The sequence below is a fragment of the Serratia sp. HMSC15F11 genome, from assembly GCF_001808215.1.
GTDB classification, from domain to species: Bacteria; Pseudomonadota; Gammaproteobacteria; order Enterobacterales; family Enterobacteriaceae; genus Serratia; species Serratia nevei.
This window is the reverse complement of sequence record NZ_KV792486.1, coordinates 106,523-122,845: the sequence shown is the minus strand read 5'-3', so window position 1 is coordinate 122,845 and position 16,323 is coordinate 106,523. Positions and strand designations below refer to the sequence as shown.

The window sequence follows — 16,323 nt, the reverse complement described above, 5'->3', positions numbered from 1 at the left end:
TGCATCATTAATATATTAACGGAAAGGTATTCTCAAGCGGCTGCGGCGTGGGGTGTGTTACATAAAAAGTCTTTTAGTTACAATTGATTAATCCCTAAGTATGAGCGGAACGATCAACGTGGTTTTTCATGGTTTCGGCGGCAATGAACCGCCCGTTGCACGCCAGACGCCGCTATTTTCCGTTAGCAGGACTTGACTCTCAGACACAGCGGAAAAATTTACGGTATGATTCAAAAGATTGTGTCTGATGGGAGCCGCTATGAAGCAAATCCGGGTGTTGGCCCAGTACTACGTCGATTTAATGGTGAAACTGGGGTTGGTGCGCTTCTCGCTGCTGTTGGCCTCGGCGCTGGTGGTGCTGGCGATGGTGGTGCAGATGGCGGTGACCATGCTGCTGCGCGGCGAAGTGGAAAGCATCGACGTGGTGCGTTCGATCTTCTTCGGTCTGTTGATCACCCCGTGGGCGGTCTATTTCCTCTCGGTGGTGGTGGAGCAGTTGGAGGAGTCGCGCCAGCGGCTGGCGCGGCTGGTGGACAAGCTGGAGGAGATGCGCCACCGCGATCTGGAGCTTAATCAGCAGCTCAAAGACAATATCAGCCAGTTGAATCAGGAGATCGCCGACCGTATCAAGGCGGAAGAAGAACGCCTGCAGGTGATGGAAAAGCTGACGGAAGAGATGGAGCAGCGCGAGCAGGCGCAGATTGAGCTGGGCCAGCAATCGGCGCTGCTGCGTTCCTTCCTCGATGCCTCGCCGGATTTGGTCTACTACCGCAACGAAGACAAAGAGTTTTCCGGCTGTAACCGCGCGATGGAACTGCTGACCGGCAAGAGCGAGAAACAGCTGATCGGCCTGACGCCGTTCGACGTCTACGGCCAGGAGATCGCCGAAAAGGTCATTGAGACCGACGAGAAGGTGTTCCGCCACAACGTCTCGCTGACCTACGAACAGTGGCTGGTGTATCCCGATGGCCGCAAGGCCTGTTTCGAGCTGCGCAAGGTGCCGTTTTACGACCGGGTGGGCAAACGCCACGGGCTGATGGGCTTCGGCCGCGATATTACCGAGCGTAAGCGCTACCAGGACGCGCTGGAGAACGCCAGCAGGGAGAAGACCACCTTTATCTCCACGATCAGCCACGAGCTGCGTACGCCGCTTAACGGCATCGTCGGCCTGAGCCGCATCCTGCTCGATACCGAGCTGAACGACGAGCAGCTGAAATACCTGAAGACCATTCACGTCAGCGCCATCACCCTCGGCAATATCTTCAACGACATTATCGAAATGGATAAGCTCGAGCGGCGCAAGGTGCAGCTCGACAACCAGCCGGTGGACTTCACCGGCTTCCTGGCGGATCTGGAGAACCTCTCCGGCCTGTTGGCGCAGCCGAAAGGGCTGCAGTTCATCATGGAGCCGCAGACGCCGCTGCCGCAGCAGATCGTGACCGACGGTACGCGCCTGCGGCAGATTTTGTGGAACCTGATCGGCAACGCGGTGAAATTCACCCAGCAGGGGCAAATCGTGGTGCGCGTGCGGCGCGAGGCGCAGGAGGAAAAGCTGGTGTTCGAGGTGGAAGACTCGGGCATGGGCATCCCGCAGGACGAGCAGGACAAGATCTTCGCCATGTATTACCAGGTGAAAGATCAGCGCGGCGGTCGCCCGGCCACCGGCACCGGCATCGGGTTGGCGGTCTCCAAGCGGTTGGCGCAGAGCATGGGCGGCGACATCACCGTGCGCAGCGAACAGGGGCACGGTTCTTGCTTCACTCTGACCATCCAGGCGCCGGCGGTGCAGGAAGCCGCCAGCGCGGCGCCGGAGGAAGAGGAACTGCCGTTGCCGGCGCTGCACATCCTGCTGGTGGAGGATATCGAGCTGAACGTGATCGTGGCGCGCTCGGTGCTGGAGAAACTGGGCAACAGCGTCGAGGTGGCGATGAACGGCCACGACGCGCTGGCGATGTTCGATCCGGACGAGTTCGATTTGGTGCTGCTGGACATCCAGCTGCCGGACATGACCGGGCTGGACATCGCCCGGGCGCTGCGCGAACGCTACGCCGGGCAGGCGCTGCCGCCGCTGGTGGCCCTGACCGCCAACGTGCTGAAAGACAAAAAAGAGTACCTCGAGGCGGGCATGGACGATGTGCTGAGCAAGCCGTTGTCGGTGCCGGCGCTGACTAAGGTCATCAAACACTATTGGGATCATCAACCTTCTCACACTTCAAAGAAAACGGAGCACAAGGCGATGCAGATTAATGAGTCGTTACTCGATACCGCGATGCTGAAACAGTATATGGATCTGGTAGGTCCGCAGCTGATCCACCAAAGCCTGGAGATGTTCGAACAGATGATGCCGGGCTACCTGGCGGTGCTGGACTCCAACATGACGGCGCGCGATCAGAAAGGCATCACCGAGGAAGGGCACAAGATTAAGGGCGCCGCCGGTTCGGTCGGTCTGCGTCACCTGCAACAGCTGGCGCAACAGATTCAAACGCCGACGCTGCCGGCCTGGTGGGATAATGTGCAGGATTGGGTAGATGAGTTGAAACAAGAGTGGCGCAACGATGTGCAGGTACTGCGAGCTTGGGTTGAGAACGCTGAAAAAAAATGACCCCGACCTAAGCCGGGGTGCGCGAATATTGCGCCAACACCAGGGAAATTGTGAACCTGCGTATTGGTTTCAGTGTTCTGGTCGAGCAGGTTGTAGCGAATTCCTAAACATCATACAGCCAACAACATAGCAAATGTAAGCGCTCTTGTTAGAAGATTCATTAAAATGTGTGATGTAGATTAGTGTTTGTCAACTCCGAGCACGAACCAGTTGACAGCAGCGACAGGAGTAAGAGTGATGAAAAAGGTGGGTGTAGTCCTCAGCGGCAGCGGCGTTTATGACGGTACGGAGATCCATGAAGCGGTGCTGACGCTGCTGGCGTTGGACCGTGCCGGCGCGCAGGCGGTGTGCTTTGCGCCTGATAGATCACAACGCCATGTTATTAATCACTTATCTGGTGAGGAGATGGCGGAGTCGCGCAATGTCCTGATTGAATCGGCGCGCATTGCCCGCGGCGCGGTGCAGCCGCTGGCGCTGGCGGAGGCCGCGCAGCTGGATGCGTTGATCGTGCCCGGCGGCTTCGGCGCCGCCAAGAACCTCAGCAATTTCGCCGAAGCCGGCGCGGAATGTTGGGTCGATGAAGATTTGGCGCGCCTGACGCGCGAGATGCATAAGGCCAACAAACCAATTGGCCTGATGTGCATCGCGCCGGCGCTGTTGCCGAAACTGCTGGATCAACAAGCGCGGCTGACCATTGGCAACGATCCGGACCTGGGAGAAGTGATTGACGCCATGGGCGGCGAGCCGGTGATTTGCCCGGTGGACGACATCGTGGTGGACAGCGAGCACAAAGTCGTGACCACGCCGGCCTATATGCTGGCGCCGTCTATCGCACAGGCGGCCCTCGGCATCGATAAGCTGGTGGCGCGGGTGTTGGAACTGGCTGAATGAGAAAGTCGCTCGGCGGATGGCGGCGGCTGCGCCCGTGGTATTGGCTGAAACGCGGCGTCATCGCGATTCTTGGCCTGTGGGTGTTGGGCATTGTGGCTTTCGCCTTCCTGCCGGTGCCGTTTTCCGCCGTGATGGTGGAGAGGCAAGTCAGCGCCTGGCTGAGCGGCGACTTCGGCTACGTCGCTCATTCGGACTGGGTGTCAATGGACGACATCTCGCCGCAAATGGCGTTGGCGGTGATGGCGGCGGAGGATCAGAAGTTTCCAGACCATTGGGGCTTCGACGTGGCGGCTATTGAAAAGGCGCTCAGCCACAACGAGAAACGCCCGACGCGCATCCGCGGCGCGTCCACGCTGTCGCAGCAAACCGCTAAGAACCTGTTTCTGTGGGATGGCCGCAGCTGGCTGCGCAAAGGGCTGGAGGCCGGATTGACGTCGGGCATCGAGCTGGTGTGGACCAAGCGGCGCATTCTGACGGTGTACCTGAACATCGTCGAGTTCGGCGACGGGGTGTTTGGCGTAGAGGAGGCATCACAACGCTTTTTCCATAAGCCGGCCAAACGGCTGACCGCGGCCGAAGCGGCGCTGCTGGCGGCGGTATTGCCGAATCCGCATCGCTTCAGGGCCGATGCGCCGTCCGGTTATGTGATACAGCGACAGCAGTGGATCATGCGCCAGATGCGGCAGCTGGGCGGGGAAGCGTTTTTAAGCGAGAACAAGCTGGATTAAATGGGCGGGAACGGCACGGCGCCGCTCCCGCCAGAACGGATTACTTCACATAGGTAAAGGCGGTGGTGACGTGCTTCACGCCGCTGACCTGGCTGGCGATCTGCGCCGCCGACTGTCCTTCCTGCTGCGTGACCAGACCCAGCAAGAACACTTCGCCATTTTCGGTGGTGACCTTCACGTTGGACGATTTCACCGTATCGCTGGTTAGCAGCTGCGAACGCACCTTGGTGGTGATCCAGGTATCGGAGGAGGCAGTGCTCAGGCTGACCGGTGTGCCCTGACGGATTTCGTTATACACTTCGGTCGTGCCTTCCACGCCCATGGCGATCTGCTTGGCGCGCGCGGTGAGATCGGCATTAGGCGATTGGCCGGTCAACAGCACTTTGCCCTGATAGGCGGTGGCGACCACCCGGGCGTCTTTCTTCAGCTGCTGGTCTTTGCTCAGAGCGCTTTCGACCCTGGCTTCCAGCGTGCCGTCATCCACCTGGGTCCCGACGCTGCGCGGGTCGGTGGCAGTTTTGGTCGCGACGGCCGCACTGCCGACGACGACGCCGGCGATACAGCCTTGCAACAGCAGGGCGCTGGACAGCACTGCAAATGTGGCTTTTAGCTTCATCTCAGTTCCTTAATCGTCCTGGTGGGGGAATAACGTATTGTCTATCAGGTCGCACAGGCAGTTTACGGTCAGCATATGCATTTCCTGAATGCGCGAGCTGCGGTGCGACGGGATGCGGATCTCGACATCCTGCTGCCCGAGCAGCCCGGCCAGCTCGCCGCCGTCGTAGCCGGTGAGCGCGACGATGGTCATATCGCGCGTGACGGCCGCCTCGACCGCTTTCACAATATCACGGCTGTTGCCGCGGGTGGAAATCGCCAGCAGCACGTCGCCGGTGTGCCCGAGCGCGCGCACCTGCTTGGCGTACACTTCGTCGTGCAGCCGATCGTTGCTGATCGCCGTCAGCACCACGTTGTCGGCGTTGAGGGCGATGGCCGGCAGGCTGGGGCGCTCGGTTTCAAAACGGTTGATCATGCTGGCGGCGAAGTGCTGCGCGTTGGCCGCCGAGGTGCCGTTGCCGCAGCACAGGATTTTGTTGCCGTTGAGTAAGGATTGAACCAGCGTCATCGCAGCGCGGGAAATGGCGTCCGGCAATGCTTCCGCCGCCGCGATCTGGGTTTGGATGCTTTCGGTAAAACAGACTTTAATTCTATCCAGCACGTTGTATTAATCCACTAAGTCAAAGGGCCGGTCTGCGCCGCAAAACCCCGATTAATCCGCATTGAAGGCGTTGGGTATCCATTCTAACTGGCTACCGGTAATGGCCAAAACATCAAAACGGCAAGATGATGTGTCAAAACTGGCTCCGCGCCCCGCCAGCCAGACGGCGGCGGCATGCAGCAACCGCTGTTGTTTGCGAAAGGTGACGCTGGCGGCCGCGCCGCCGAAGGCGTCGTTGCGGCGGTAGCGCACTTCGACGAACACCCAGGTGGCGCCGTCGCGCATGATGAGGTCGAGCTCACCGCCGCGTACCGCGACGTTGGCGGCGCAGAAGGTGAGCCCGGCGTGTTCCAGGTGACGGCGGGCCAGTAACTCATAGCCCGCCCCTGAGGCGCGTGGGTTCAAGAGACCGGAACGACCGTACCCTGACGGTATTGCAGCCAAGGCAGTTTGCGGTTGATCACGCAGTTCGGCGACGCGCTCAGCGTACCGGTGGTGCCGGAAACCTGGAAGCCCGGCAGCTGGCGCATTTCAGCAAAGTGGTTGGCCAATGTCCAGGCATCCATCCCCATCGCATACAGGCGCACCAGCGAGTAGTCGTTACGGAAGCGCGCGCTGGCCTGCTGCAACAGCTGAGGATTTGAGCCGGCCAGCAGCGGGATGTCGCTGAACTGCAGGCCTTCCATTTCCAGGCGGAAGTCCGGGCCCGCACCGGCCTGATAGCTGCGCGAGCTGGCGTACATCGCCGGCTTGCCGCGCGAGCTGGTGGCCATGTCGATCATCGGTTTGATCAGCGTCAGCTGAGACTGGGTGGCGACGATATACACCGCGTCGACGCTGCCGTCGGTCGCAGCGGGCACGTCGCTCGGCGGTGCAGGAATGGTCAATCCGGCGATGGTCACGCTCTGCGGCGCCGGGGCGCTCGATATCGGCGTGCCGGTCATGCGGATGCCGCCGCTGTTGACCATCTGGCGCAGTTCGCCGGCGGAGCCGATGTCCTGACGCAGCACGGTTTGCCCGCCTTGCTTCTGCCATTCCTGGTTAAAGGCCTTGGCGACGCGATCGCCGAAGGCGCCGCGCGGCACCAGCAGCAGCGGTTGACGCTTCTGCTGTTCCCAGATGTGGCGTGCGGCGTCGCGCGCTTCATCTTCCGGCGATAGGGCAAAGTAACAGATGTTCAGGTTGTCCTTCGGCGTTTCCGGCTGGTTGAGCGCCAGCACGTTCAGCGTGGTGGTGCTGGCGGACAGCTGATCGACGTTCTCTTTCAGCAGCGGGCCGACCACCAGGGTGGCGCCATCCTGCTGCGCCTGGCTCAGCAAGGCGGCCAGCGGCTGGCTGGTGGTGTCGTACACTTTGACCTGTGCGTTAGCGGCCTGCAGCGGCGTTATCGGCGCACTGGACGGCGCCGCCGGTTGCGCGGCGGTCACCGCAGGCTGGCTCTCTTGCGCCGAAGGGCTGACCGCGCCGTTGGCGTTGATGTCACCCGCGGCGGCCTGGTCGGCCGGCGCCGTTGGGGCCGGCACGCTGGCTGGTTGCGCGGCTTGAGGCTGCGGCGCCGGCATGGAACCGCCGTTTTTCGCCGCTTCGAAGCCTTGTTGGATGGCGTCGGCGAACACTTTCGCCTGGCCGTTCAACGGCAGCAGCAGGGCGATTTTCGAGGTAGAGGCCTGGGTGAAGTTCAGCACCTGGTTCAGGCGAGCGGGCAGCGTTTTGGCCGCCGGGTTTTTCGGATAACGGTTCTGCCAGTCTTTGATGCCGGCCTTCAGCAGATCGGGATCCTGCTTGTTGTCCTGATAGACGCGCAGCAGATCCAGCCAGCCTTGCAGCACGTTCTCGTCGGCGTTGATCACCAGGCTGTTCATCTCCTGCGGCGTCAGCTGCAGCAGCGCCTGCCAGGTCTGATCCAGGTTTTCCTGGTGCGGTTTGCCGGTCAGCAACGGCTCTTGAGCGATATAGGCGCGGATCAAGGGCAGCGACGCTTTGCCCTGATTGGCGGCGATCTGCGCCTGGTAGTAGCGCACCTTCTGATTCGGCGACAGCGAAGCGCTGTCCAGATGGCCCAGCGTGCTGCGGGCGCTGACGTAGCTCTTGTTGGCGATCTGCAGTTCGGCGGTCAGCAACTGGCGTTCAGTCTGCTGCGCGCCGCTGAGATTTTTCGGCAGCTGATTCAACTGGTCGCCGGCCTGAGGCAGTTTTCCTTCACGCAGCAAGGCGCGAATAGCAAGTAATTGCCAGTCAGCCTTGTTATCATCGCTGCTTTGCTGCAACTGCTGCAGGTAGTAATCGGAGCTGGCGCTCGCTTCGTCCTGTATATTGGCGGGCGGCGTTTGCGGGGCCCGACTTGGACAGCCTGCCAGGAAAAGGGCGGCCGCGATGACTGCGGTAAGTCGGACAGGCTTGGAACGCCCTGCTTTGGTACGAACGAATGTTGAGGAAAGCATACTGTATCCAGTGATGTTTTTTTCAAGATGCTCAATATTAAATCGGCAACCCGGATGAAACAATGAATCAACACCAACAATCAGTCATTTCTGCATCAACGCTGTATGTGGTGCCCACCCCCATCGGCAATCTGGGCGATATCACTCACCGTGCGTTAGAGGTACTGAAAAGCGTTGATCTGATCGCGGCGGAAGACACGCGCCATACCGGATTGCTGCTGCAACACTTCGCGATCAACGCGCGTCTGTTCGCGCTGCATGACCACAACGAACAGCAAAAAGCCGATCAGCTGCTGGCGAAACTGCAGGAAGGCCAGAGCATCGCGCTGGTGTCCGACGCCGGCACGCCGCTGATCAACGATCCCGGTTATCACCTGGTGCGCCGCTGCCGCGAGGCCGGCATTCGCGTGGTGCCGCTGCCGGGCGCCTGCGCCGCCACCACCGCGCTGTGCGCTGCGGGCGTCGCTTCCGACCGCTTCTGCTACGAAGGCTTCCTGCCGGCGAAAACCAAGGGGCGCAAGGATACGCTGATGGCGCTGGCGGAGGAACCGCGCACGCTGATTTTCTACGAATCCACTCACCGTCTGCTGGAAAGCCTGCAGGACATGGTCACCGTCTGGGGCCCGCAGCGCTATGTGGTGCTGGCGCGCGAGCTGACCAAAACCTGGGAATCTATCCACGGCGCACCGGTGGGCGAACTGCTGGCGTGGGTGCAGGAAGATGAAGTGCGCCGCCGCGGCGAGATGGTGCTGATCGTCGAAGGCCACAAGGCGCAGGAGGATGCGCTGCCGCTCGAGGCGCTGCGCACGCTGGCGCTGCTGCAAAAAGAGCTGCCGCTGAAAAAGGCGGCGGCGCTGGCGGCCGAAATCCACGGCGTGAAGAAAAATGCGCTGTATAAGCACGCGCTGGAGCAACAACAGCCGTAAAGCGGTTGACCTGCCGCCGCCGCGACGCTACTATCCGCGCCGGAGTTGACCAGACAGTCGCCGCTTCATTGCCGTCCTCTTCGGGGAGACAGATGGAGGGGAGGAAAGTCCGGGCTCCATAGGGCAGGGTGCCAGGTAACGCCTGGGAGGCGCAAGCCTACGACTAGTGCAACAGAGAGCAAACCGCCGATGGCCCGCGCAAGCGGGATCAGGTAAGGGTGAAAGGGTGCGGTAAGAGCGCACCGCGCGGCTGGCAACAGTTCGTGGCACGGTAAACTCCACCCGGAGCAAGGCCAAATAGGGGTTCACATGGTACGGCCCGTACTGAACCCGGGTAGGCTGCTTGAGCCAGTGAGCGATTGCTGGCCTAGAGGAATGACTGTCCACGACAGAACCCGGCTTACCGGTCAACTCCCTCGACAAAAGAAAACCCCGCGCAACGTCAGTTGCGTGGGGTTTTTCGTTTTCCGGCCGGTTTACACCGGCAGGTCAATCAGCAGCGCGCGCAGCGGCGTTTCGGCGCGGATCGTCAGGCGATTCTCCTCGCGCACGAAGGCGCCGTCGCCGCAGGTCAGGCGCTGCACTTCGTGGCGTTCGCCGGTGGCGGCGATGGTGCCGTGAATCGACTGCAAATAGGCGCGCGGCCCGTTAATCGTCAGCGTTTGCTCTTCGCCCGGCTGCAGATCGAGATGGTGGATCCAGACCTGCTGGCGCAGCTGCAGGCTGCCCTGCGCGCCGTCCGGTGAGGCCAGCAGCAGGTTGCCCGCCGCCGGCAGCGTCAGGCGCTGCACCCGCTCGTTGCTGCGTTCCGGGCAGGCGTCCAGCCACAGCTGCAGGCGGGTCAGCGGCGTATCGCTGCTGACGTTCTGTTCGCTGTAGCTCAGGCCCGGCTGGGTGGCCAGCAGCAGCGCTTCGCCGGCTTTGGCGCGCGCGGCGTTGCCGTCGCTGTCGCGGTATTCCGCCTCGCCCTGCAGGATCAGGTTCAGGATATCCACGCTGGGATAGGTGCGCGGCTGGAACGACGCGCCCGGCGCCAGCACTTCCTGATTCAGCACCCGCAGCGACGCATAGCCCATCAGTTTGGGATCGAAGTAGTGACCAAAGGAAAAGGTGTAGCGAGCCTGCAGCCAACCAAAGTCAGCTTGCCCGCATTGTTGTGCTGTTCTGCATGTAATCATGGCAATCGGCTCTCTAAATTCATTATCCAAATGGTAAGCATCTGGACGTCGGATTGTTAGCCAGTTAATCTGGTCGGCATATTCAAATTTCCTGACAGAGGGATGTGATGGCCAGAGATCGGGCACTCACGCTTGAGGCGCTGAGAGTGATGGACGCGATCGACCGGCGCGGCAGCTTCGCCGCGGCCGCCGACGAATTGGGCCGGGTGCCGTCGGCGCTCAGCTACACCATGCAAAAATTGGAAGAAGAATTGGACGTGGTGCTGTTCGACCGCTCGGGCCACCGCACCAAGTTCACCAACGTGGGGCGCATGTTGCTGGAGCGCGGGCGGGTGCTGCTGGAAGCGGCTGACAAGCTGACCACCGACGCCGAGGCGCTGGCGCGCGGTTGGGAAACCCACCTGACCATCGTCAGCGAAGCGCTGTCACCGCCGAGCCTGCTGTTTCCGCTGGTGGACAAGCTGGCGCTGAAGGCCAACACCCAGGTGTCGATTTTCACCGAAGTGCTGGCGGGCGCCTGGGAGCGGCTGGAACAGGGGCGCGCCGACATCGTGATCGCGCCGGACATGCATTTTCGCGCGTCGTCGGAGATCAACACCCGCAAACTGTACAAGGTGATGAGCGTCTACGTCGCCGCGCCGGATCATCCTATCCACCAGGAGCCGGAGCCGTTGTCCGAGGTGACCCGCGTGAAGTACCGCGGCATCGCGGTGGCGGATACCGCCCGCGAGCGCCCGGTGTTGACCGTGCAGCTGCTGGATAAGCAGCAGCGTCTGACGGTGAGCACCATCGAAGACAAGCGTCTGGCGCTGCTGGCCGGATTGGGGGTGGCGACCATGCCGTACCCGATGGTGGAAAAAGATATCGAGGCCGGACGGCTTCGCGTGGTAGGGCCGGAATACAGCCGAGAAGCCGACATCATCATGGCCTGGCGGCGCGACAGCATGGGGGAGGCGAAAGCCTGGTTCCTGCGCGAAATTCCGCGCCTGTTCGCGCAGCGCTAACGTCGGTGGCATGAGATCCCCTTGCCGGGCGGCAAGGGGATTTTTTTGCCTTAGCCGAAGAACCGATCGCGGTCGTGCGGCTCGTCCAGATCCTGCGCCGGCCCGATGGAAATGATGCCGTGCGGGTTGATGGTGGCGTGGCTGCGGTAGTAGTGGTTGCGAATGTGCGGCAGGCTGACCGTGTCGGCGATGCCCGGCATCTGGTAGATGTCGCGCAGGAAACCGTACAGGTTCAGGTAGTCGCTGATGCGGTGTTTATCGCACTTGAAGTGGGTGACGTACACCGGATCGAAGCGCACCAGCGTGGTCCACAGGCGCAGGTCGGCTTCGGTCAGCCGATCGCCGGTCAGGTAGCGGTGCTGCCCCAGGATTTGCTCCAGGCGCTCCAGCGCGTTGAAGACCCCGTTGACCGCTTCGTCATAGGCTTCCTGGCTGGTGGCGAAACCGGCCTTGTACACGCCGTTGTTCACTTGATCGTAAATCCAACCGTTCAGCTCATCGATTTTGCCGCGCAGCTCGGCCGGGTAGTAATCGCCCGCGCGGGCGCCCACGCCGTCAAACGCGCTGTTGAACATGCGGATGATGTCGGCGGATTCGTTGCTGACGATGGTTTGCCGCTGTTTATCCCACAGCACCGGCACGGTCACGCGCCCGCTGTAGTGCGGATCGGCCTGCAGGTAGATCTGATACAGGAAGTCGGCGTGATACAGCGGATCGCCGGTGGTTTCAGGAAAATCCTGGCCGAAGGTCCAGCCGTTTTCCAGCATCAGCGGGTGCACCACCGAGACCGGAATGATCTGCTCCAGCCCTTTCAGTTTGCGCATCAGCAGCGTGCGGTGCGCCCAGGGGCAGGCGAGAGAAACGTACAGGTGATAACGGCCGGCTTCGGCCTGGAAGCCGCCCACGCCGTGTTCGCCCGGCTGACCGTCGGCGGTCACCCAATTGCGAAACTGAGCGGTTGAACGTTTGAAACGGCCGCCGGTAGACTTCGTGTCATACCAGATGTCTTGCCAAACGCCATCGACGAGTTGTCCCATGGGAATCTCCTTGGTGTCCGAGTGAAAAGCGACAGGGCCCGGCATGCCGGGCCCTGAATGACAGTTTAGATTACCATTTCTTATTCAGAAGACGGTCGATGCTGAAGCCGCCCGGGCCTGCGACCGCCAACACGATGAAGCCGCCGGCGATGGTCAGGTTTTTCATGAACATCAGCTGGTTTACGCCTTCCGCAAAGTCAGTGTGGAACAGCAGCGCGGTCAGAATGGTGAAGCCGGCAGTGAACAGCGCTACGGTGCGGGTCAGGAAACCGAACAGGATCGCCAGACCGCCGCCAAATTCCAGCAGGATGGTCAGCGGCAGCAAGAAGCCAGGCACGCCCATCGATTGCATGTACTGTTGGGTACCGGCATAAGCGTCACCCATTTTGCCGTAGCCTGCCACGATAAACAGGATTGGCATCAGAATACGAGCAACCAGCAAACCTGTATCTTCTAATTTTTTCATCATCTACTCCAAAGTGTTTTTGTGCGCCTGTTCGGCGGTAGTCATATCAACGGGCGGTATATCGGGTCTCTCACCCTGTCCGGCCCATATCGTATTGATGGAGTGAATGTTAAGCGGGAAGTGCTCAGGTTGTTAGCAAGTAAAACTGTCGTAATTTTTCAAAAAATCTGAATCTTTAGCGTGCTAATAAACTGACGCTGGTCAGCAGGTTGCCCGGCCCTCGGGATAAGCAGCGCTGTTTTAGGGGGAAAACGAGGGCGGAGCAACAGGATGTTTGAAGGAAAAATGTGGGGCTTACTTGGCGGAGAAGGTCTTTTTAAACAGGCGGATAGCGCTCCAGGCACCGAACGCGCGGCGCGACCAGCGGATCATCTTGCTGGGGTGGCGGATGCCGTACAGCGCCATGACGCTGGAACCGAGCACCAGATAGCGGCGCAGGCCAAACACCGTTTGCCAGCCGCGGTCGATGCGTTCGGTCTTCTCCAGCCACAGAGACTTGTGTTCGGCCAGATCCAGGCGTTGCTGCTGGATCTGGCGAATCAGCCTCTCTTTTTTCCATTCCAGGTAGCGGCGGCGGCTCATGGCTCGCGCTCCAGTTCGGCGCGGTCGAGTTCCAGCTGCTTGCGCGTGGCGCCGAGCAGCGTGGTGCGACGGGCCTTGACCAGCGTCCAGATGGTGCCGACCACGGCCAGGAACAGCAGCACGCCGGTCGTGGCGCCCAGCGCCACCAGCCGGTAGACCGGATCGATGGCCCAGAAGATCAGGATCAGCAGGCTCATCAAACCGAAGGCGGTGAACAGCAGCGTCATGCCGGCCATGATCAGCAGCTGAATGAGATTGACTTTCTCCTCTTCCAGCTCGACCACCGCCAGCCGGACACGGGTTTCCACCATGCCGACCAGGATCGTGATGATGCGCTGACCGATATCCAGGACCCCTTTAGCGGGGCCCTGCGCGCGCACTTGCGGTTGTTCAGCCATGATTAACGACGCGCGAGCAGCACGCCCAGCACGACGCCGACCGCCGCGCCGATACCGATGCCGGTCCACGGGTTGTCGCGCACGTAATCGTCGGCCTGACCGGCGATCTGTTTGGTTTGCGAAGCCAGCTTGTCACCGGCGTCGCTCAGGCGAGCGCGGGTCTCTTTCAGCGCGCCTTCCGCTTTCGAACGCAGCTTCTCCAGCTCGGCTTTCGGCTTGTCGGTGGAGGAGTTCAGCACTTCCTCGAGCGTATCGGCTAAGGACTTCAGTTCAGCGCGTAAGTTTTCTGCATTTGAATCATGTGCCATGTGATTATTCCTTAACGTTTATTTCGACAGACTTTTAACATAGCGGATTTTTTCGCCGGAGCAAAGGGGTGATGGCCAGCAGATAACACCAGACATCAATTCCATATGCTTAAGAAATCCCGTGTGATGGGGCTCTCATCGATAAATCCGCTGGTGTAAAAAAAATTATTCCGCCTGGGCGCGTTTCAGCTCAGCCTGCGCTTCCGCCAGCTTTTGCTGCTTCTTGGCGACCTTGTCCAGCTTGCCGGTTTGCTGCGCTTCTTTCAGCTCCTGTCGGCGCTCGTCGACCTTGCGCTGCTTTTCCGCGATATTTTTCTGGCGTTCGGCCTGCAGGCCGGCTTCGGTACAGTGAGTCTGCACTTCGCTCAGCGCTTTTTTCAGCCCGTCCACGCGGTGGGTGTTGCCGTGTTGGGTGGCGTAGTCGATTTGCTGCTGGATGTCTTGCGCTTTGGCGGCGCAGCCGCCCTCAGCGGCCGAAGCGAACGCCGGCAGCGTACAGAGTGGCAACAGCAGTAACAGTGAGTGGCGTAATTTCATCTTTCAGTTCCTTTTCATGGGATGCCTGAACAGGCATCCGCTTTCCTGACTGCCGAAGGCAGCAGCGCGAGAGGAGGGCGTTCATCGCCGGCTGAAGTTACCCTTCAGCATAGTCATGAAACCGGCGTGCCCCCAAAGAATCAGCAGTGACTCGGTGCCGACTGATTAATTCTTGAGCTAATCGATGCGAATGAAAATGAAGATAATGGCAATGAAAGGAAACCCCTTCATATGAAGGGGGATTATCCCAGGTTGAGTGGGGAACGCGCAAATTCGCGTACCCAATGCGACGGCACGGGGGACTCGCTCAACGTGATGTGGTAACCGGGCGGTAGGATGGTTTGCAGCGCTTCGCGCGCCAGCAATTGCTGCTCCGGCGAATCCAGACGGATGACCAGGCCATCGCCTTCCGGCGTAATGCTTTTGATGCGGATGCCGCGCTCATCCAGGCGCTGGTAGACGTAAAAACCGTCGGGCAGCGACAGCCCTTGCTGGCTGGCGCGAATGCGCAGCTCGCTCTCGGTACGCACCATGCAGGGCACCAACAGCGTCGCCAACGCCAGCAGGGCGAGCGCGATCATCAAGACGTATTGCCAGCGCGGGCGCTTTGCTGTCACGCCCCTTTCCCCGGATTCTGGCCGCTGGCGCGTTTCTTGCGCCACAGTACGATCAGCGAGCCGACCAGCCCGACCACCAGCAACACCAGCGGCAACATCATCAGGCAGAACATCAGCTGATCTTCATACTTGCGGAACACCGGGGTTTTCCCCAGCGCGAAGCCCAGCGTCGTCAGGATCAAGACCCACAGCAGGCCGCTCATCCAGTTGAAGAACTGGAAGCGCGCGTTGCTTAGGCCGGACAGGCCGGCGATGGTCGGCAGCAGGGTGCGCACGAAGGCCAGGAAGCGGCCGACCAACAGGGCGGAAAGCCCGTGGCGGTGGAACAGGTTATGCGCACGCTGATGGTAGTGGGCCGGCAGGTGCGAAAGCCAGCCTTGCACCGTTCGCGTATTGCCGAGCCATCGGCCCTGTATGTAACTGACCCAGCACCCCAGGCTGGCGGCGACGGTCAGGATAACGATGGTCAGCGGGAAGCCCATGGTGCCTTTGGCGATCAGTACGCCGACCAGGATCAGCAGGCTGTCGCCCGGCAGGAAAGCGGCCGGCAGCAGGCCGTTTTCCAAAAACAGGATCATGAACAGCAGGATGTAGAGGGTCCACACCAACGAAGGGTTCGCCAGCGTCTCAAAATCCTGCTGCCATAAGGCATGTATCAGTTCTTTAATGATGTCCATCCGGTGTTCCTAAAACGTCATTGTTTATTTTTATCTCAGCGGCGGAGCGGGCGTGGGCTGAAAGCGCGCGGCGATCCTAATGCTGATAACGATGAAACGGCGTTGCTTTAAGGTTTCTAAGCGGTGCGACACCGGTCATAGGTGGTAAGTCAGCGTGCCACGGTACTGCATATTGCTTTCTTTCCAGCCGGCCTGCCGGCTCTGTTGCCTGGAGGCGTCCAGCATCCAGTCGACCTGGGCAAGCCGGTTGGGGGCCGGGGTGTCCTGGCGGGGGAAACGAATTCGGTAGCCCGGCTCTGCGGCCAGGGTATAGACCGGTGCCGTCAGGGAGGACGCGAGCAGCGAACCGGGGAAAGAGTGCGCTCTGGGCAGCAGCAGCGGCAACTTGCCGGGGGCTTTGCTGCGCGCTTCGGCCGGTGCCCGATACACATGATCATAGGGGGAAAGCGCCGGCTCCGCCAGCAGCGGCAGGCTGCTTAGCGCGCTGGGAGTTGGCTTGGGTAACGCCACGCATAGCTGTTGGCCGGAGACCGAACCGGTCCAGCAGAAAACAGCAATCAGCATGGCAAACAACCAGCGCATTTATTCGCGTCCCGCCCCCGCAGCAATGGGTAAAAAAGTGGGCTAACTCTACCAAAATAGCACGATTGGCAACAGGGAAATCTACGTTGCCGACGGTGAAATAGTACACGGCAAACGGCGGTTCCGGCATCGA

19 protein-coding genes and 1 other RNA gene are annotated in these 16,323 nt (G+C 60.6%); 6 read left to right on the top strand and 14 right to left on the bottom strand.

Going from position 1 to position 16,323, the window contains the following annotated elements; translation table 11 throughout:
* The first annotated feature begins 259 nt into the window (after window positions 1–259).
* The 3 genes from arcB to mtgA all read left to right on the top strand — a co-directional run bounded on the left by arcB (window position 260) and on the right by mtgA (window position 4,221).
* On the top strand, window positions 260–2,602 hold the full coding sequence (gene arcB, locus HMPREF3138_RS17475) for an aerobic respiration two-component sensor histidine kinase ArcB (RefSeq protein ID WP_038879609.1): 2,343 nt from the start codon (window positions 260–262) through the stop codon (window positions 2,600–2,602).
* A 237-nt stretch (window positions 2,603–2,839) separates the two neighbouring features.
* On the top strand, window positions 2,840–3,493 hold the full coding sequence (elbB, locus tag HMPREF3138_RS17470; RefSeq protein ID WP_038879606.1) for an isoprenoid biosynthesis glyoxalase ElbB: 654 nt from the start codon (window positions 2,840–2,842) through the stop codon (window positions 3,491–3,493).
* Window positions 3,490–4,221: a monofunctional biosynthetic peptidoglycan transglycosylase gene (gene mtgA, locus HMPREF3138_RS17465; RefSeq protein WP_038879603.1), complete on the top strand. Its 732-nt coding sequence runs from the start codon at window positions 3,490–3,492 to the stop codon at window positions 4,219–4,221. Before elbB ends, mtgA begins: the two co-directional genes overlap by 4 nt.
* A 40-nt stretch (window positions 4,222–4,261) precedes the next feature.
* On the opposite strand, the gene dolP is transcribed toward mtgA, so the two are convergent.
* The 4 genes from dolP to HMPREF3138_RS17445 are packed head-to-tail and all read right to left on the bottom strand — an operon-like array spanning window position 4,262 to window position 7,878.
* Entirely contained in the window at window positions 4,262–4,837 is a 576-nt protein-coding gene (gene dolP / locus HMPREF3138_RS17460) for a division/outer membrane stress-associated lipid-binding lipoprotein (protein WP_004937101.1), read from the bottom strand.
* 9 nt (window positions 4,838–4,846) lie between these two features.
* The gene (gene diaA / locus HMPREF3138_RS17455; protein ID WP_004937103.1) at window positions 4,847–5,437 is read right to left on the bottom strand and encodes a DnaA initiator-associating protein DiaA; all 591 of its coding nucleotides are present in this window, start codon (window positions 5,435–5,437) and stop codon (window positions 4,847–4,849) included.
* A 51-nt stretch (window positions 5,438–5,488) separates the two neighbouring features.
* On the bottom strand, window positions 5,489–5,842 hold the full coding sequence (locus HMPREF3138_RS17450; protein WP_094300729.1) for a YraN family protein: 354 nt from the start codon (window positions 5,840–5,842) through the stop codon (window positions 5,489–5,491).
* On the bottom strand, window positions 5,839–7,878 hold the full coding sequence (locus tag HMPREF3138_RS17445) for a penicillin-binding protein activator (protein WP_038879599.1): 2,040 nt from the start codon (window positions 7,876–7,878) through the stop codon (window positions 5,839–5,841). Before HMPREF3138_RS17445 ends, HMPREF3138_RS17450 begins: the two co-directional genes overlap by 4 nt.
* 62 nt (window positions 7,879–7,940) lie before the next feature.
* Here HMPREF3138_RS17445 and rsmI point away from each other — a divergent pair, with 62 nt between their 5' ends.
* Together rsmI and rnpB are read left to right on the top strand one after the other, a co-directional pair.
* Window positions 7,941–8,804: a 16S rRNA (cytidine(1402)-2'-O)-methyltransferase gene (rsmI, locus tag HMPREF3138_RS17440; protein ID WP_004937108.1), complete on the top strand. Its 864-nt coding sequence runs from the start codon at window positions 7,941–7,943 to the stop codon at window positions 8,802–8,804.
* A 41-nt stretch (window positions 8,805–8,845) separates the two neighbouring features.
* Window positions 8,846–9,223: RNase P RNA component class A (gene rnpB, locus HMPREF3138_RS17435), an RNA gene on the top strand.
* A 57-nt stretch (window positions 9,224–9,280) separates the two neighbouring features.
* Here the strand turns inward: rnpB and HMPREF3138_RS17430 are convergent.
* Window positions 9,281–9,982 carry a pirin family protein gene (locus tag HMPREF3138_RS17430; RefSeq protein WP_038879596.1) on the bottom strand — a complete coding sequence of 234 codons (702 nt, stop codon included), beginning with the start codon at window positions 9,980–9,982 and terminating at the stop codon, window positions 9,281–9,283.
* Between the two features lie 107 nt (window positions 9,983–10,089).
* On the opposite strand from HMPREF3138_RS17430, the gene HMPREF3138_RS17425 reads away from it, so the two are divergent.
* Window positions 10,090–10,986 (top strand): LysR family transcriptional regulator, encoded by an 897-nt coding sequence (locus HMPREF3138_RS17425; RefSeq protein WP_004937113.1) that lies wholly within the window; start codon window positions 10,090–10,092, stop codon window positions 10,984–10,986.
* A gap of 50 nt (window positions 10,987–11,036) precedes the next feature.
* On the opposite strand, the gene HMPREF3138_RS17420 is transcribed toward HMPREF3138_RS17425, so the two are convergent.
* The 9 genes from HMPREF3138_RS17420 to HMPREF3138_RS17380 all read right to left on the bottom strand — a co-directional run bounded on the left by HMPREF3138_RS17420 (window position 11,037) and on the right by HMPREF3138_RS17380 (window position 16,190).
* Window positions 11,037–12,023 (bottom strand): glutathione S-transferase family protein, encoded by a 987-nt coding sequence (locus HMPREF3138_RS17420; RefSeq protein ID WP_038879591.1) that lies wholly within the window; start codon window positions 12,021–12,023, stop codon window positions 11,037–11,039.
* A 70-nt stretch (window positions 12,024–12,093) separates the two neighbouring features.
* A complete protein-coding gene (locus HMPREF3138_RS17415; protein WP_004937119.1) occupies window positions 12,094–12,489 on the bottom strand; it encodes a DoxX family protein in 396 nt (131 codons plus the stop codon).
* Between the two features lie 294 nt (window positions 12,490–12,783).
* Window positions 12,784–13,071, bottom strand: a complete 288-nt coding sequence (locus tag HMPREF3138_RS17410; RefSeq protein WP_004937121.1) for a YqjK-like family protein — start codon at window positions 13,069–13,071, stop codon at window positions 12,784–12,786.
* Window positions 13,068–13,469, bottom strand: coding sequence for a phage holin family protein (locus HMPREF3138_RS17405; RefSeq protein WP_038879587.1), 402 nt, complete (start codon window positions 13,467–13,469; stop codon window positions 13,068–13,070). The genes HMPREF3138_RS17410 and HMPREF3138_RS17405 overlap by 4 nt, the downstream gene beginning before the upstream one ends.
* Window positions 13,470–13,471: 2 nt before the next feature.
* The gene (locus tag HMPREF3138_RS17400) at window positions 13,472–13,777 is read right to left on the bottom strand and encodes an ElaB/YgaM/YqjD family protein (protein ID WP_004937125.1); all 306 of its coding nucleotides are present in this window, start codon (window positions 13,775–13,777) and stop codon (window positions 13,472–13,474) included.
* A 165-nt stretch (window positions 13,778–13,942) separates the two neighbouring features.
* Window positions 13,943–14,314, bottom strand: coding sequence for a DUF1090 domain-containing protein (locus HMPREF3138_RS17395; protein ID WP_038879584.1), 372 nt, complete (start codon window positions 14,312–14,314; stop codon window positions 13,943–13,945).
* A gap of 242 nt (window positions 14,315–14,556) precedes the next feature.
* Window positions 14,557–14,931, bottom strand: coding sequence for an EnvZ/OmpR regulon moderator MzrA (mzrA, locus tag HMPREF3138_RS17390; RefSeq protein WP_071605373.1), 375 nt, complete (start codon window positions 14,929–14,931; stop codon window positions 14,557–14,559).
* The gene (locus HMPREF3138_RS17385) at window positions 14,928–15,608 is read right to left on the bottom strand and encodes a DedA family protein (protein WP_033644523.1); all 681 of its coding nucleotides are present in this window, start codon (window positions 15,606–15,608) and stop codon (window positions 14,928–14,930) included. Before HMPREF3138_RS17385 ends, mzrA begins: the two co-directional genes overlap by 4 nt.
* A gap of 135 nt (window positions 15,609–15,743) precedes the next feature.
* Window positions 15,744–16,190, bottom strand: coding sequence for a hypothetical protein (locus HMPREF3138_RS17380; RefSeq protein WP_038879578.1), 447 nt, complete (start codon window positions 16,188–16,190; stop codon window positions 15,744–15,746).
* Between the last annotated feature and the right edge of the window lie 133 nt (window positions 16,191–16,323).

What these genes read in the sequence shown, in the direction of transcription:
- arcB (WP_038879609.1), top strand. Translation starts at nt 260, where the DNA reads ATGAAGCAAATCCGGGTGTTGGCCCAGTACTACGTCGATTTAATGGTG.
- elbB (WP_038879606.1), top strand. Translation starts at nt 2,840, where the DNA reads ATGAAAAAGGTGGGTGTAGTCCTCAGCGGCAGCGGCGTTTATGACGGT.
- mtgA (WP_038879603.1), top strand. Translation starts at nt 3,490, where the DNA reads ATGAGAAAGTCGCTCGGCGGATGGCGGCGGCTGCGCCCGTGGTATTGG.
- dolP (WP_004937101.1), bottom strand. Translation starts at nt 4,837, where the DNA reads ATGAAGCTAAAAGCCACATTTGCAGTGCTGTCCAGCGCCCTGCTGTTG.
- HMPREF3138_RS17445 (WP_038879599.1), bottom strand. Translation starts at nt 7,878, where the DNA reads ATGCTTTCCTCAACATTCGTTCGTACCAAAGCAGGGCGTTCCAAGCCT.
- rsmI (WP_004937108.1), top strand. Translation starts at nt 7,941, where the DNA reads ATGAATCAACACCAACAATCAGTCATTTCTGCATCAACGCTGTATGTG.
- HMPREF3138_RS17430 (WP_038879596.1), bottom strand. Translation starts at nt 9,982, where the DNA reads ATGATTACATGCAGAACAGCACAACAATGCGGGCAAGCTGACTTTGGT.
- HMPREF3138_RS17425 (WP_004937113.1), top strand. Translation starts at nt 10,090, where the DNA reads ATGGCCAGAGATCGGGCACTCACGCTTGAGGCGCTGAGAGTGATGGAC.
- HMPREF3138_RS17420 (WP_038879591.1), bottom strand. Translation starts at nt 12,023, where the DNA reads ATGGGACAACTCGTCGATGGCGTTTGGCAAGACATCTGGTATGACACG.
- HMPREF3138_RS17415 (WP_004937119.1), bottom strand. Translation starts at nt 12,489, where the DNA reads ATGAAAAAATTAGAAGATACAGGTTTGCTGGTTGCTCGTATTCTGATG.
- HMPREF3138_RS17410 (WP_004937121.1), bottom strand. Translation starts at nt 13,071, where the DNA reads ATGAGCCGCCGCCGCTACCTGGAATGGAAAAAAGAGAGGCTGATTCGC.
- HMPREF3138_RS17405 (WP_038879587.1), bottom strand. Translation starts at nt 13,469, where the DNA reads ATGGCTGAACAACCGCAAGTGCGCGCGCAGGGCCCCGCTAAAGGGGTC.
- HMPREF3138_RS17400 (WP_004937125.1), bottom strand. Translation starts at nt 13,777, where the DNA reads ATGGCACATGATTCAAATGCAGAAAACTTACGCGCTGAACTGAAGTCC.
- HMPREF3138_RS17395 (WP_038879584.1), bottom strand. Translation starts at nt 14,314, where the DNA reads ATGAAATTACGCCACTCACTGTTACTGCTGTTGCCACTCTGTACGCTG.
- HMPREF3138_RS17385 (WP_033644523.1), bottom strand. Translation starts at nt 15,608, where the DNA reads ATGGACATCATTAAAGAACTGATACATGCCTTATGGCAGCAGGATTTT.
- HMPREF3138_RS17380 (WP_038879578.1), bottom strand. Translation starts at nt 16,190, where the DNA reads ATGCGCTGGTTGTTTGCCATGCTGATTGCTGTTTTCTGCTGGACCGGT.